This window comes from Pseudomonas sp. NPDC098740 (assembly GCF_044760065.1).
Lineage (GTDB): Bacteria > Pseudomonadota > Gammaproteobacteria > Pseudomonadales > Pseudomonadaceae > Aquipseudomonas > Aquipseudomonas rossensis.
Window position 1 is genome coordinate 51,683 of record NZ_JBIWAM010000022.1, and the last position, 14,158, is coordinate 65,840.

A 14,158-nucleotide genomic window follows, 5' to 3' on the forward strand; every position below is an offset into this window, starting at 1 on the left:
GCCCGAAAAGGGGCTTGAATAATAATTTCAGTGCACAAGTGTACATTCATGTCCTTGGTGCTGTGACTTTCACCACAACGCAATAGTCTATGAGTAGGCTGCTGACTCGAGGCATGAACGCTTCGATCGGCCGGGAAGATTTGCCCCACCTGCCGCATGGGACTATTGAGGAGCTCGCATGACCCAACAAAACGCCTTTACTCGGGAAGACCTGCTGCGCTGCAGTCGCGGTGAGCTGTTCGGCCCAGGTAACGCACAACTGCCCGCCCCGAACATGTTGATGGTGGATCGCATCACCCATATCAGCGCCGAGGGTGGCAAGTACGGCAAGGGTGAATTGGTCGCCGAGCTGGATATCACTCCGGACCTGTGGTTCTTCGCCTGCCACTTCGAAGGTGATCCGGTGATGCCAGGCTGCCTGGGCCTCGACGCCATGTGGCAACTGGTCGGCTTCTTCCTCGGCTGGCAAGGTCTGCCAGGCCGCGGTCGCGCCTTGGGTTCGGGCGAAGTGAAATTCTTCGGTCAGGTTCTGCCGACCGCCAAGAAAGTAACCTATAACATTCAGATCAAGCGCGTACTGAAGGGCAAGCTGAACCTGGCCATCGCCGATGGTTCGGTCAGCGTCGACGGCCGCGAGATCTACACCGCCGAAGGCCTTCGGGTCGGCGTTTTCACCTCCACTGACAACTTCTAAGGGTTATCCGCATGCGCCGCGTCGTTATCACTGGTCTGGGCATCGTTTCGTGCCTAGGCAATGACAAAGAGACCGTCTCAGCTAACCTGAGTGCAAGCCGCCCTGGCATCCGGTTCAACCCGGAATATGCCGAAATGGGTCTGCGTAGCCAGGTTTCCGGCTCCATTGACCTTCCCCTCGAAGAGCTGATCGATCGCAAGATCTTTCGCTTCGTCGGCCACGCGGCGGCTTACGCCTACCTGGCCATGAAAGACGCCATCGCCGACTCCGGTCTGACCGATGAGCAAGTCTCCAACCCGCGTACCGGCCTGATCGCCGGCTCCGGTGGCGCCTCCACGCTGAACCAGATGGAAGCGCTGGACATCCTGCGCGAGAAAGGCGTCAAGCGCGTCGGCCCATACCGTGTCACACGGACCATGAGCAGCACCGTTTCCGCTTGCCTGGCAACGCCGTTCAAGATCAAGGGCCTGAACTACTCCATCGCTTCTGCCTGCGCCACCAGTGCTCACTGCATCGGTACCGCCATGGAACAGATCCAGATGGGCAAGCAGGACATCGTGTTCGCCGGCGGCGGTGAAGAAGAACACTGGAGCCAATCGTTCCTGTTCGACGCCATGGGCGCACTGTCCAGCCAGTACAACGAAACCCCGGAAAAGGCTTCCCGTGCCTACGACGCCAAGCGTGACGGTTTCGTCATCGCCGGCGGTGGCGGCATGGTCGTGGTCGAAGAGCTGGAACACGCTCTGGCCCGCGGCGCGAAGATCTACGCCGAAATCGTTGGCTACGGCGCGACCTCCGATGGCTACGACATGGTCGCCCCAAGCGGCGAAGGCGCCATCCGCTGCATGCAGATGGCCATGTCCACCGTTGACGCTCCGATCGACTACCTGAACACCCACGGCACCTCGACTCCGGTCGGCGACGTCATGGAAATGAAAGGTGTGCGTGAAGTGTTCGGTGACAAGGCTCCGGCCATCAGCTCCACCAAGAGCCTGTCGGGTCACTCCCTGGGCGCCGCCGGCGTTCACGAAGCGATCTACTGCATGCTGATGATGGAAGGTAACTTCATGGCGGGTTCCGCCAACATCGACGAACTGGACCCGGAAGTGGCTGACATGCCGATCCTGACCAAGACTCGTGAAGACGCCACCATCAACACCGTGATGAGCAACAGCTTCGGCTTCGGCGGCACCAACGCCACGCTGGTACTGAAGCGCTGGGCCGGTAAGTAATACCTAGCCCGCTACGCGCCACATAAAAACGCCCCGACTGGTTCGGGGCGTTTTTATGTGTGTTTGAAACACATAGCCTTGGCCAGGTACAAAACCTGTGGGAGCCGAGCTTGCTCGCGATGAGGCCATTTCATTCACCATCATCATCGACTATGAGACCGCCATCGCGAGCAAGCTCGGCTCCCACAGGTTCTGTACCTTCGGCCTCAATCAACGGTTTTGTTTCTCACGAACATGAAGCTTTTGTCATGAAACTCAACGCCCTGCGACCGAATGCCGCGTGTTTGGCGGGCTGCAGGACTTTTACCAAATTCGCAAAAATCCGCTACCGAACTCAGTCGTTTACTTAGCCAGCTAACCAAACATATAACGGAGTCCTGCACACGCCTTGCTGCAGATAACAGAGATTGGAGCTAGCAGATGACTGTAAAAGTAACTGAACGCGACGATTCACATATGTCCCACGAAGGCGTAGCCGCCGGTATCCGGATCTGGGACGTGCACCAACAAGACATGCTGGTGGGGATGTTCCACTCCGAAACCGATGCCCACAGCTACAAGGCCGAACTGGAAAAACTGGAGCAGCAACGAGAGCTCCAATCCGCATAAGCAATGACAGCATTGAAAACGACAAACCCCGCCATGAGCAGGGTTTGTCGTTGTTGCAGCCTTTAACGGCTTACCACATCAGATCGTCCGGGATCTGATAGGCCGCGTACGGATCGTCTTCGACAGCGACTTCTTCGGTCTTCACATTCAGCTGCACGATACGCTGTGGATCGCGCTCCTGGATCTTCAGGGCCGCCTCACGCGGGATCACTTCGTAGCCGCCGGCGTGGTGCACGATGGCCAGCGAACCGCTGCTGAGCTTGTTGCGCATCAGCGTGTTGACGGAGATGCGCTTGACCTTCTTGTCGTCAACGAAGTTGTAGTAGTCCTCGGTCGTCAGCTTCGGCAGACGCGAGACTTCGATCAACTGTTTGACCTGGGCGGCGCGAGCCTTGGCCTCGGCCTTCTCCTGTTGCTGACGGTTCAGCTCCTGATCGCGCTTGACCTTCTCGGCCATGGCTTCCTGAGCCGCCCGCTGCTGCGAGTCATCAAGTTCGATCTGACCTTTGTGGGCCAGACGCTGCTGTTTCTGCTTCTCTTTGCCGACCTGTTTGGCCTGCTTCTGGTTGACCAGCCCTGCTTTGAGCAACTGGTCGCGAAGGGAAATGCTCATGGTGCTTATTACTCACTTAGGCAACTGCTCAACCGCAGCTGGGCAAATTCTTTTCCTGACGTTTGGCTTCGCCCCACAAGGCGTCCAACTCTTCGAGGGTGCAATCTTCTATGGGACGGTGGGTGTCGCGCAATGCCTGTTCGATAAAACGGAAGCGTCTTTCGAACTTGCTGTTGGCGCCACGCAGTGCAGTTTCGGGATCGACCTTGAGATGGCGTGCCAGATTGACCACGGAAAACAACAGATCACCGACTTCATCGGCAATCGCTGCCGAGTCATTGTCGGCCATGGCTTCGAGCACTTCATCGAGCTCTTCGCGCACTTTGTCGAGCACCGGCAAGGCGTCCGGCCAGTCAAAACCGACCTGCCCTGCACGCTTCTGCAACTTCGCCGAACGGGACAATGCCGGCAGTGCTGCGGGTACATCATCGAGCAAGGACAGTTGTTCGGGCGCCGAAGATTTCTCCGCCCGTTCTTCAGCCTTGATCTCTTCCCAGCGCTGCTTGACCTGATCTTCATTCAGACGCGGAACATCCAGCGGTGCGTACAAATCACCCGTGGGAAACACGTGAGGATGACGGCGGATCAGCTTGCGAGTGATGCTGTCGATGACACCGGCGAACTCGAAGCGCCCTTCTTCCCGTGCCAGCTGGCTGTAATAAACCACCTGGAACAGCAAATCCCCCAACTCACCCTGCAAGTGATCGAAGTCACCGCGCTCGATGGCGTCGGCGACTTCGTAGGCTTCCTCAAGGGTGTGCGGGACGATGGTTTCGTAGGTTTGCTTGATGTCCCACGGGCAGCCGTACTGCGGATCGCGCAGACGGCTCATCAGGTGCAGCAAGTCTTCAAGGCTGTACATCGGTTTCACGGCGTCCGGTTACGACGGGTTTCGATGATGTTCGGCAACTGGGAAATCCGCCCCAGCAACCGCCCCAGTGCATCCAGCCCCGGAATCTCGATGGTCAGGGACATCAACGCGGTGTTGTCCTCTTTGTTCGAGCGGGTGTTGACCGCCAGCACATTGATCCGCTCGTTGAGCAGCACTTGCGAAACGTCACGCAGCAGACCGGACCGGTCGTAGGCGCGGATGATGATGTCCACCGGATAGGTGAGCACCGGCACCGGCCCCCAGCTGACCTGGATGATCCGCTCGGGCTCGCGCCCGCCCAGTTGCAGCACCGAGGCGCAGTCCTGGCGGTGAATGCTCACGCCGCGGCCCACGGTGATGTAACCGACGATCGCATCCCCCGGCAGCGGCTGGCAGCAGCCGGCCATTTGGGTCATCAGGTTGCCGACGCCCTGGATCTGGATGTCGCCGCGCTTGCCTGGTTTGTAACCGGTGGCCTTGCGCGGAATCAGTTCCAGCTGTTCGTTGCCGCGTTCCGGCTCGACCAGTTGCTGCGCCAGGTTCACCAGTTGCGCCAGACGCAAATCGCCTGCGCCCAACGCGGCGTACATGTCCTCGGCCGTCTTCATGTTGGCCTTTTCGGCCAGCTTGTCGAAATCTACCGCTGGCAGACCGAGGCGGTTGAGTTCGCGCTCCAGCAAGGTTTTACCGGCCGCGACATTCTGATCGCGCGCCTGCAATTTGAACCAGTGAACGATCTTCGCCCGTGCCCGCGACGTAGTGATGTAACCCAGGTTCGGGTTCAGCCAGTCACGGCTCGGGGTACCGTGCTTGCTGGTGATGATCTCGACCTGTTCACCGGTTTGCAGGCTGTAGTTGAGCGGCACGATGCGCCCGTTGATCTTCGCGCCACGGCAGTTGTGACCGATTTCGGTGTGCACGCGGTAGGCGAAGTCCAGCGGCGTCGAGCCCTTCGGCAAGTCGATGGCGTGACCGTCCGGCGTAAAGATGTAGACCCGGTCCGGCTCGATATCGACCCGCAGCTGTTCTGCCAGGCCGCCGATGTCACCCAGCTCTTCATGCCACTCGAGGACCTGACGCAGCCAGGAGATTTTCTCTTCGTAGTGATTGGAGCCGGATTTGACGTCGGTGCCCTTGTACTTCCAGTGCGCGCAGACGCCCAGCTCGGCTTCTTCGTGCATGGCGTGGGTGCGGATCTGCACTTCCAGTACCTTGCCCTCGGGGCCGATCACTGCGGTGTGCAGCGAGCGGTAGCCGTTTTCTTTCGGGTTGGCGATGTAGTCGTCGAATTCTTTCGGGATGTGCCGCCACAGGGTGTGGACGATACCGAGCGCGGTGTAGCAGTCGCGCATTTCCGGCACCAGCACGCGAACGGCGCGCACGTCGTAGATCTGGCTGAATTCCAGACCCTTGCGCTGCATTTTGCGCCAGATCGAATAGATGTGTTTGGCCCGGCCGCTGATGTCGGCATCGACGCCGGTGGCCTGCAATTCATTTTTCAGCTGAGTCATCACGTCGCTGATGAAGCGCTCGCGATCCAGGCGCCGCTCATGAAGCAACTTGGCGATCTGCTTGTACTGATCGGGCTCAAGGTAACGGAAGGACAAGTCCTCCAGTTCCCACTTGATGTGACCGATACCGAGACGGTGAGCCAAAGGCGCGTAGATGTCGAAGACTTCACGGGCGACGCGGTTGCGTTTTTCGTCATCGGCGGTTTTCACCGCACGGATCGCACAGGTGCGTTCGGCCAGTTTGATCAGCGCAACGCGAACGTCGTCGACCATGGCGACCAGCATCTTGCGCAGGTTTTCGACCTGGCCCTGCGTGCCCAGCACCAGGGATTGACGAGGGCTGAGGCTGGCGCTGATCGCCGCCATGCGCAACACGCCGTCGATGAGCTTGGCGACCACCGGACCGAAGCGCTGGCTGACCGCCGGCAACTCAATCTGGCCTTCGCGCACGCCGCGATACAGGATCGCGGCAACCAACGAATCCTGATCGAGTTTGAGGTCGGCGAGAATCTCGGCGATCTCAAGGCCCGTGCGGAAACTCGAGGTCCCTTCGGACCACAGGTTTTTCGCCGCATTGGCTTGTTGTTCAGACGCACGAGCAAACTCGCACGCTTCCTTCAAGGCTTCGCGATCCAGTGCCGGATCGACACTGACCGCGTGATCGAGCCAAGCCTCGAGATTGATACTGCCGTCGGTGTTGATCGGCTGGTGTGCTCTCACCTGTACCATCTTGCTTACCTTCCCTACGACGCAGATTCAATGCGTCAAATCGCTGGCCTTCGTTGCCCGTGTGCCCACGTCAGGGCCGGTACGCGGCTGCACGGGCGGGCCAGTCGGACCAGACGAGCCGTCCTAGCTCGCTTCAAATAACGCCATGGCCTCGACATGTGCCGTCTGAGGAAACATATCGAGAATCCCGGCACGTTTTAACCGGTAGCCCTGCTTGATCAATTCGACCGTATCGCGCGCCAGCGTTGCCGGATTGCACGACACATACACCAACCGTTTGGCGCCCAGGGACGCAAGCTTGCGCACTGCCTCGAAAGCACCGTCACGCGGTGGGTCCAAGAGTACCGCACAAAAGCCTTCGCGCGCCCATTCGACATCGGTCAAAGGCTGGGATAAATCGGCCTGAAAAAACTTCGCATTATGAAGATTGTTGCTAGCAGCGTTCGCGGCTGCTCGCTCAACCATCGCCTGCACACCTTCCACCGCCACCACTTCGCGAACGACCTTGGCCAGCGGCAACGCAAAGTTACCCAACCCACAGAATAGATCGAGAACTCGTTCATCCGCCGTCGGCTTCAGCCAGTCCAGCGCCTGGGCGATCATCGCTTCGTTGACCCCGGCGTTGACCTGGATGAAATCCCCCGGCCGGTACGCCAGGTTCAAATCCCACTGCTCGAGTCGATAACCCAACGACTGGTCCGCCTCGACCGGTTGCGGCTCACCGTCACCGTGCAGCCACAGTTGGGCTTCATGGAAGGCGCAGAAATCCTTGAGGATCGTCATGTCGGCGTCGGACAGCGGCGCCATGTGCCGCAACAAAACGGCCAACTTCGATCCGGCAAATAATTCCACATGCCCGAGCGCCTGAGGTTTGCTCAAGCGCCGAAGCATTTCCGGCAAGCGGGTCATGATCGGTTGCAAGGGCTGTACCAGCACCGTGCATTCGTTGATCGCAACGATGTCCTGACTGCCCGCCGCGCGGAAACCGACTTCGAGTTTTTTCGCCTTCATGTCCCAGCGTACCGCCACTCGGGCGCGACGCCGGTAACCGAATTCCGGACCGCTCAACGGCGCGGCCCACTCTTGGGGTTCGACACCGGCGACCTTGGACAGTTGCTCGGCGAGCATGCGCTGTTTCAGGGCGAGTTGTTCGTTGTGCGGCAGATGTTGCACGCTGCAACCGCCACAGCGACCGGCATGCGGACACGGTGCCGGGCGGCGCAGTTCGCTGGCCTGGAACACCCGTTCGGTGCGCGCCTCGACCACTTTGCCGTGGGCACCCAACACGCGTGCTTCGACTTCTTCACCGGCCAATGCGCCGATGACGAACCAGGTGCGACCTTCAAAAAACGCAATACCGCGACCGTCATTAGCCAGGCGCTCAATACTCAAGCGCTGCTTTTTGCCGGTCGGAATTTGCGGGGCCTTGCTGCCGCCGGTGGGCTGGAAGCGCAGGCCTCTCTCTTGCTTGGCCATCAGTTGGGCGCGTCGAAAATGCCGGTCGACAAGTAACGGTCGCCACGGTCGCAGATGATCGCGACGATCACCGCGTTTTCAACTTCTTTGGACAGACGCAGCATCGCTGCCACCGCACCGCCCGAGGACACTCCGCAGAAGATGCCTTCTTCGCGGGCCAGACGACGGGTCACGTCTTCGGCTTCGCTTTGCGCCATGTCGACGATTCGGTCCACGCGCTCGGCCTGGTAGATCTTCGGCAGGTATTCCTGTGGCCACCGACGGATGCCCGGAATCGCCGAGCCTTCCATCGGTTGCAGACCGATGATCTGCACGCTCTCGTTCTGCTCTTTCAAGTAGCGCGAGACGCCCATGATGGTACCGGTGGTGCCCATGGAGCTGACGAAATGGGTGATGGTGCCTTCGGTCTGACGCCAGATTTCCGGGCCGGTGGTGGTGTAGTGCGCTTCGGGGTTGTCCCCGTTGGCGAACTGATCCAGCACCTTGCCGCGGCCTTCGGCCTCCATTCGCTGGGCGAGGTCGCGGGCGCCTTCCATGCCCTCTTCCTGAGTGACCAGAATCAGCTCGGCGCCATACGCCGTCATGGCGGCTTTACGTTCGGCGCTGGAGTTGTCCGGCATGATCAGAATCATCTTGTAACCCTTGATCGCGGCGGCCATCGCCAGGGCGATCCCGGTGTTACCCGAGGTCGCTTCGATCAGCGTATCGCCGACGTGGATCTGCCCGCGCAATTCAGCGCGGGTGATCATCGACAGCGCCGGACGGTCCTTGACCGAACCCGCCGGGTTATTCCCTTCGAGCTTGAGCAAAAGGGTATTGCTGGTGGCGCCAGGCAGGCGCTGCAAACGGACCAGCGGAGTGTTGCCGACGCAATCGGCGATGGTTGGGTACTGCAAGGTCATGGCGTATTCGCAATCCAGACTGCGGGGGCGCCTATCATACCGGCAAACCTTCGCAGGCCATATCACGCAAAGTACGGTGCTTATGGTTTATGGGCATAAGGGGCTGGATCAGTACTCTTCGCCTTGCCCGACATTCAATGAAAAATGATCAGGTTTGTGCGACCAGGACAATTGTCGCACCAGTGGTGCGACTTTCTCCCAGCGTGATAAATCTCATAGAACTGGCGCATGCGAAACAAGTTATGAAGGGTCGTACAAAATAACGGGAACGCTCCGGTAAAAACAGAACGGTGGTGTAGGGAAGGGCCTCTTCGCGAGCAGGCTCGCTCCCACAGGGCTAGGCGTTGATCACACCATTTGTGGCCGACACACCTCCACTGTGGGAGCGAGCTTGTCTCCGGGCGGCGATCCGACGATGGCGTCGTCACTGACACCACCGTCATCAGCCACTAATCGAATATTGAGCCGCAACCCTACCTCAGTGTTCTCAGCCCAAAGACTCCCGCCCTGCCGCTGCACCGCATTCCTGGCAATGCTCAACCCAAAGCCAAATCCACCATCCCCCGGCCGCGAGCCGTCAAGCCGGATGAACGGCGAGAAGATCCGCTCAAGATCCGCCTCTGCCACCCCGCCACCCTCATCCTCCAGCCACACATGCCAGAAGTCGCCATCGCGCTGTCCACCAAGACGCACAACGCCGCCCTGCGGTGAATGACGAATGGCATTGCGCAGGATGTTTTCCAGCGCTTGAGCCAACGTGTTGAGATGGCCGCGCACCCAGCAGGACGAATCCACCGCACACTGCAACTGGCTCGCCGGCCAGCCACTTTCATAGCAGGCATTTTCCGTGAGCATTTCCCACAACGCCTGAATCTGGATCGATTCGTCGGGCAGCGGCGCGCGTTCGGTGTCGAGCCAGGCCAGTTGCAGGGTGTCTTCCACCAGACGCTGCATGCCATCGACCTCGCGGCCAATGCGCTCGCGCAATTGCGTCAACCCCTGCTCGCTTTCGCTGGCCACCCGCAGGCGACTCAGTGGCGTGCGCAATTCGTGGGACAGGTCGCGCAGCAGTTGTTGTTGCAGGGCCACCGTGCTTTGCAGACGCTCGGACATGTGATCGAAGGCCCGGCCCAGTTCACCCAGCTCATCCGGGAGATGGGTGATGCGGCTCGACAACCGCACGTTCAACTGGTCGGCACGCCAGGCATTGGCCTGTTCGCGCAGACTGTTCAAAGGCACCACCAGTAACCGATACAGACCGACGCACAGCAGCAAGGTGAACAATCCGGGAATCACCCCGTTGGTGATCACCCGCCAGAACACCCGGTAACGGCCAGGCACGAAACGCTGGGGCAGTTCGATCACCAGACTGCCGGCGGACGGATCGTTGGGAAAAGGCACTCTCAACCACGGCAAACCTTTGGTATGGCGACTCGTCGGCCAATCCAGACCGCGTAAAAAGGTCAGGCGCTGGGTTTCTTTTTCCGTCAGCGGGTAACTGCTCAATGACTGCAAATCGCCGCCAATCACACCGACCCATGTCGACTCGCGATGGCCGACGCTCTGCAACCAAGCATCGATGCCCGCATTCTGGCGCTCATTCCACACCTGCTCGGCCTCGGCTGCGTAGCGCATCAGCGTGCCCCGTGCCTCGTCGGACAGGAACAGGTTTTTCTTTTCCATGTAGCGCCCCCAGGACCAACTGAGCCAGATCATCAGCAGACAGAACGCCACCAACAAACACGCCAGTTTCCAGAACAGCGAATGTCTGCCCGGCAGGTCAGTCCACTTCATCGACAGCACTCAATACGTAACCCTTGCCCCACACCGTGCGCACTTCGCGCTCGAGGTAACCGACAGCCTTGAGCTTGCGGCGGATCTGACTGATATGCATGTCGAGGCTGCGGTCATGGGGCGCGTAACCGCGCTGCAGTACATGTTGATAAAGGAAGGCTTTGCTCAGGACTTCATCGCCGCTGCGGTTCAGCGTTTCCAGCAACCGGTACTCGCTGCGGGTCAGGCCGCCAGCGTGTTCGCCATAAAAGACATCACAGCATTCATCGTCGAAACGCAGGCTGTCCGCCGAAGAGGCAATCGGTGCCGGCGCTGGCCGGCGGTCGAGCGCGACGCGCCGCAGGATCGCTTCGATGCGCACCCGCAACTCGACCATGCTGAAGGGTTTGGGCAGGTAATCATCGGCGCCCAGCCGAAAACCACTGATGCGATCCGCCTCGGCACCGAGCGCCGACATCAGCACCACCGGAGTGGAATGGCTCTGGCGCAACTGCGTCAGTACGTTCAGCCCGTCCAAGCCCGGCAGCAGAATATCCATCAGCACCACATCGAAGGCTTGCTGGCGGGCGATGGTCAAGCCTTCCAGACCGTTCTGGCACCACGTCACCTGAAAACCGCAACGTCCCAGGTGCTCATGAACATAAGCACCGAGTACGAGGTCGTCTTCTATAGACAGGATACGAGGATGGCCAGCAGCGATGGGAGTCATGACTATCTGCAAATAATTCTCAGTTGACGATTATTCAAGATTGCCTCGCTGCGGGCAACACAAGGTTTGCCCGTGAGGTAAAAGTGGGGATCCAGCCGACGAATGCCGACATCAATTTTACGAAGATTGCCCGCCTGCAAATCGCTACACTGCGCAGGTGGCGCGTGCTGGACGTACGTGCAGGTCATTAAATAGCTGGATGCAGGAGAGATGCGTGCTCAAGAAACTGGGAATTAAAGGCCGCGTGCTATTGCTGACCCTGTTGCCGACCAGCCTGATGGCCTTGGTTCTGGGCGGCTATTTCACCTGGATGCAGCAATCCGACCTGCAAACCCAGCTCATGCAGCGTGGCGAGATGATCGCCGAACAACTGGCGCCCCTGGTGGCCCCGGCCATGGGCCACAAGAACACCGAGCTTTTGGAACGCATTGCCACCCAATCGCTGGAACAACCGGACGTTCGCGCCGTTTCGTTCCTCGGGCCCGACCGCTCCCTGTTGGCCCATGCCGGCCCGACCATGCTCAATCAGGCGCCGATCGGCAACAGTTCGCAGATGCTGCGCCGCAGCGGCAATGACGCGACGCGTTACTTGCTGCCGGTGTTCGGCAAGCACCGCAATCTGGCGGGTGACTTGATTCCCGAAGAAGCCGAGCGCCTGCTGGGTTGGGTAGAACTCGAACTGTCCCACAACGGCATGCTGCTGCGTGGTTATCGCAGCCTGTTCGCCAGCCTGTTGCTGATCGGCGCAGGCCTGGCCGGTGCGGCGTTGCTGGCGCTGCGCATGGGCCGGACCATCAATCGGCCGCTTAGCCAGATCAAGCACGCGGTGGCCCAACTCAAGGACGGTCATCTGGAAACCCGCCTGCCGCCCCTCGGCAGCCAGGAGCTGGACACACTGGCGTCCGGCATCAACCGCATGGCCGGCACCCTGCAGAACGCGCAGGAAGAATTGCAGCACAGCATCGACCAGGCCACCGAAGACGTGCGTCAGAACCTGGAAACCATCGAGATCCAGAACATCGAACTGGACCTGGCGCGCAAGGAAGCCCTTGAAGCCAGCCGGATCAAATCCGAGTTCCTGGCCAACATGAGTCATGAAATCCGCACGCCGCTCAACGGCATTCTCGGCTTCACGCATCTGCTGCAAAAAAGCGAGCTGACCCCGCGCCAGCTCGACTACCTGGGCACCATCGAAAAGTCCGCCGACAGCCTGCTGGGGATCATCAACGAGATTCTCGACTTCTCGAAAATCGAGGCCGGCAAACTGGTGCTTGACCATATTCCGTTCAACTTGCGCGACCTGCTCCAGGACACGTTGACCATCCTCGCCCCGGCCGCCCACGCCAAGCAGCTGGAGCTGGTGAGCCTGGTTTATCGCGATACGCCGCTGTCGCTGGTGGGTGACCCGCTGCGGCTCAAGCAGATTCTCACCAACCTGGTCAGCAATGCGATCAAGTTCACCCGCGAAGGCACCATCGTCGCCCGGGCCATGCTCGAGGAAGAGCACGAAGACAGCGTGCAACTGCGCATCAGCATTCAGGACACCGGCATCGGGCTATCGAACCAGGACGTGCGGGCCTTGTTCCAGGCCTTCAGCCAGGCCGACAACTCGCTGTCGCGGCAACCCGGCGGCACCGGTCTGGGGTTGGTGATTTCCAAACGTCTGATCGAACAGATGGGCGGCGAGATCGGTGTCGACAGTACCCCCGGTGAAGGCTCGGAATTCTGGATCAGCCTGAGCCTGCCCAAAACCCGCGACGACGCCGAAGACCTGCCCGGCCCGCCGTTGCTCGGGCGTCGGGTGGCAGTGCTGGAAAATCACGAACTGGCCCGTCAGGCATTGCAGCATCAACTGGAAGACTGTGGCCTCGAAGTTACTCCGTTCAATACATTGGAAAGCCTGACCAATGGCGTGACCGGCGCGCATCAGACCGATCAGGCGATCGACCTGGCGGTGCTCGGCATCACCAGCAACGACATGCCACCAGAGCGCCTCAACCAGCACATCTGGGACCTCGAACACCTGGGCTGCAAGGTGCTGGTGTTGTGCCCGACCACCGAACAGACGCTGTTCCACCTCTCGGTGCCTAATCCACACAGCCAGCTCCAGGCCAAACCGGCCTGCACCCGCAAGCTGCGGCGGGCCTTGTCCGACCTGGTCAACCCGCGTCAGCACCGCAGCGAACCTGGAGAACCGGTGTCCAGCCGTGCGCCAAAAGTGCTTTGCGTCGACGACAACCCTGCCAACTTGCTGCTGGTGCAAACCCTGCTCGAAGACATGGGCGCCAAAGTCCTCGCGGTGGAAAGCGGTTACGCGGCGGTCAAGGCGGTGCAGACCGAAACCTTCGACCTGGTGCTGATGGACGTTCAGATGCCCGGTATGGACGGGCGGCAAAGCACCGAAGCGATTCGCCAGTGGGAAAGTGAACGGCATTGCACGCCGCTGCCGATCGTTGCCCTCACCGCTCACGCCATGGCCAACGAAAAGCGTGCGCTGCTGCAAAGCGGCATGGACGACTACCTGACCAAACCGATCAGCGAACGGCAACTGGCCCAGGTGGTGCTGAAGTGGACCGGCCTGGCGCTGCGCAATCATGGGCCGGAGCGCTCCAGCGACAGCCACGGTGGTAGCCATGAGTTGCAGGTGCTCGATCACGAAGAAGGTTTACGCCTGGCTGCCGGCAAGGCCGATCTGGCGGCGGACATGCTGGCAATGCTGCTGGCGTCGCTCGAAGCCGACCGCGAGGCGATTCGCTTCGCCCGGGAAACCAACGACCAGAACGCCCTGATCGAGCGCGTCCATCGCCTGCACGGTGCGACACGCTATTGCGGCGTCCCGCAACTGCGCGCTGCCTGCCAGCGCAGCGAAACCCTGCTCAAGCAACAGGACCCGAAAGCTCCCAGCGCGCTGGAAGACCTCGACCGGGCCATCAATCGCCTGGCGGCCCATGCCCGTATAAATGCTTGATGAATACCTGTAGCAGCTGGCGAAGCCTGCGTCCGGCGGCGAAGCCGTCG

General features: G+C 60.2%; 11 protein-coding genes. 4 read left to right on the forward strand and 7 right to left on the reverse strand.

What is annotated here, in order from left to right; all coding sequences use genetic code 11:
* Positions 1–178: 178 nt before the first annotated feature.
* The 3 genes from fabA to ACIQU2_RS22780 all read left to right on the forward strand — a co-directional run bounded on the left by fabA (position 179) and on the right by ACIQU2_RS22780 (position 2,535).
* Entirely contained in the window at positions 179–694 is a 516-nt protein-coding gene (fabA, locus tag ACIQU2_RS22770; RefSeq protein WP_008148022.1) for a 3-hydroxyacyl-[acyl-carrier-protein] dehydratase FabA, read from the forward strand.
* A gap of 11 nt (positions 695–705) precedes the next feature.
* On the forward strand, positions 706–1,926 hold the full coding sequence (gene fabB / locus ACIQU2_RS22775) for a beta-ketoacyl-ACP synthase I (RefSeq protein WP_403144103.1): 1,221 nt from the start codon (positions 706–708) through the stop codon (positions 1,924–1,926).
* A gap of 420 nt (positions 1,927–2,346) precedes the next feature.
* Complete coding sequence (locus tag ACIQU2_RS22780) at positions 2,347–2,535, forward strand: hypothetical protein (RefSeq protein WP_347802243.1); 189 nt, start codon at positions 2,347–2,349, stop codon at positions 2,533–2,535.
* A 70-nt stretch (positions 2,536–2,605) separates the two neighbouring features.
* Here the strand turns inward: ACIQU2_RS22780 and ACIQU2_RS22785 are convergent, their stop codons facing one another.
* The 7 genes from ACIQU2_RS22785 to ACIQU2_RS22815 all read right to left on the reverse strand — a co-directional run bounded on the left by ACIQU2_RS22785 (position 2,606) and on the right by ACIQU2_RS22815 (position 11,140).
* Positions 2,606–3,148 (reverse strand): DUF2058 domain-containing protein, encoded by a 543-nt coding sequence (locus tag ACIQU2_RS22785; protein ID WP_033056870.1) that lies wholly within the window; start codon positions 3,146–3,148, stop codon positions 2,606–2,608.
* A 28-nt stretch (positions 3,149–3,176) separates the two neighbouring features.
* A complete protein-coding gene (gene mazG, locus ACIQU2_RS22790) occupies positions 3,177–4,010 on the reverse strand; it encodes a nucleoside triphosphate pyrophosphohydrolase (RefSeq protein ID WP_403144105.1) in 834 nt (277 codons plus the stop codon).
* 5 nt (positions 4,011–4,015) lie between these two features.
* Entirely contained in the window at positions 4,016–6,259 is a 2,244-nt protein-coding gene (gene relA / locus ACIQU2_RS22795) for a GTP diphosphokinase (protein WP_403144107.1), read from the reverse strand.
* 123 nt (positions 6,260–6,382) lie between these two features.
* Complete coding sequence (rlmD, locus tag ACIQU2_RS22800; RefSeq protein ID WP_347802247.1) at positions 6,383–7,735, reverse strand: 23S rRNA (uracil(1939)-C(5))-methyltransferase RlmD; 1,353 nt, start codon at positions 7,733–7,735, stop codon at positions 6,383–6,385.
* Positions 7,735–8,637: a cysteine synthase CysM gene (cysM, locus tag ACIQU2_RS22805; protein ID WP_008148007.1), complete on the reverse strand. Its 903-nt coding sequence runs from the start codon at positions 8,635–8,637 to the stop codon at positions 7,735–7,737. The genes rlmD and cysM overlap by 1 nt, the downstream gene beginning before the upstream one ends.
* Positions 8,638–8,985: 348 nt before the next feature.
* Complete coding sequence (locus ACIQU2_RS22810) at positions 8,986–10,431, reverse strand: histidine kinase sensor domain-containing protein (RefSeq protein WP_403144109.1); 1,446 nt, start codon at positions 10,429–10,431, stop codon at positions 8,986–8,988.
* A complete protein-coding gene (locus ACIQU2_RS22815; protein ID WP_347802250.1) occupies positions 10,418–11,140 on the reverse strand; it encodes a response regulator transcription factor in 723 nt (240 codons plus the stop codon). The genes ACIQU2_RS22810 and ACIQU2_RS22815 overlap by 14 nt, the downstream gene beginning before the upstream one ends.
* A gap of 214 nt (positions 11,141–11,354) precedes the next feature.
* Here ACIQU2_RS22815 and ACIQU2_RS22820 point away from each other — a divergent pair, with 214 nt between their 5' ends.
* Positions 11,355–14,108: a response regulator gene (locus ACIQU2_RS22820; protein ID WP_403144111.1), complete on the forward strand. Its 2,754-nt coding sequence runs from the start codon at positions 11,355–11,357 to the stop codon at positions 14,106–14,108.
* Positions 14,109–14,158 lie beyond the last annotated feature (50 nt).

Bases quoted from the DNA above. Each gene is read 5' to 3' on its own strand.
- fabA (WP_008148022.1), top strand. From the start codon at position 179: ATGACCCAACAAAACGCCTTTACTCGGGAAGACCTGCTGCGCTGCAGT.
- fabB (WP_403144103.1), top strand. From the start codon at position 706: ATGCGCCGCGTCGTTATCACTGGTCTGGGCATCGTTTCGTGCCTAGGC.
- ACIQU2_RS22780 (WP_347802243.1), top strand. From the start codon at position 2,347: ATGACTGTAAAAGTAACTGAACGCGACGATTCACATATGTCCCACGAA.
- ACIQU2_RS22785 (WP_033056870.1), bottom strand. From the start codon at position 3,148: ATGAGCATTTCCCTTCGCGACCAGTTGCTCAAAGCAGGGCTGGTCAAC.
- mazG (WP_403144105.1), bottom strand. From the start codon at position 4,010: ATGTACAGCCTTGAAGACTTGCTGCACCTGATGAGCCGTCTGCGCGAT.
- relA (WP_403144107.1), bottom strand. From the start codon at position 6,259: ATGGTACAGGTGAGAGCACACCAGCCGATCAACACCGACGGCAGTATC.
- rlmD (WP_347802247.1), bottom strand. From the start codon at position 7,735: ATGGCCAAGCAAGAGAGAGGCCTGCGCTTCCAGCCCACCGGCGGCAGC.
- cysM (WP_008148007.1), bottom strand. From the start codon at position 8,637: ATGACCTTGCAGTACCCAACCATCGCCGATTGCGTCGGCAACACTCCG.
- ACIQU2_RS22810 (WP_403144109.1), bottom strand. From the start codon at position 10,431: ATGAAGTGGACTGACCTGCCGGGCAGACATTCGCTGTTCTGGAAACTG.
- ACIQU2_RS22815 (WP_347802250.1), bottom strand. From the start codon at position 11,140: ATGACTCCCATCGCTGCTGGCCATCCTCGTATCCTGTCTATAGAAGAC.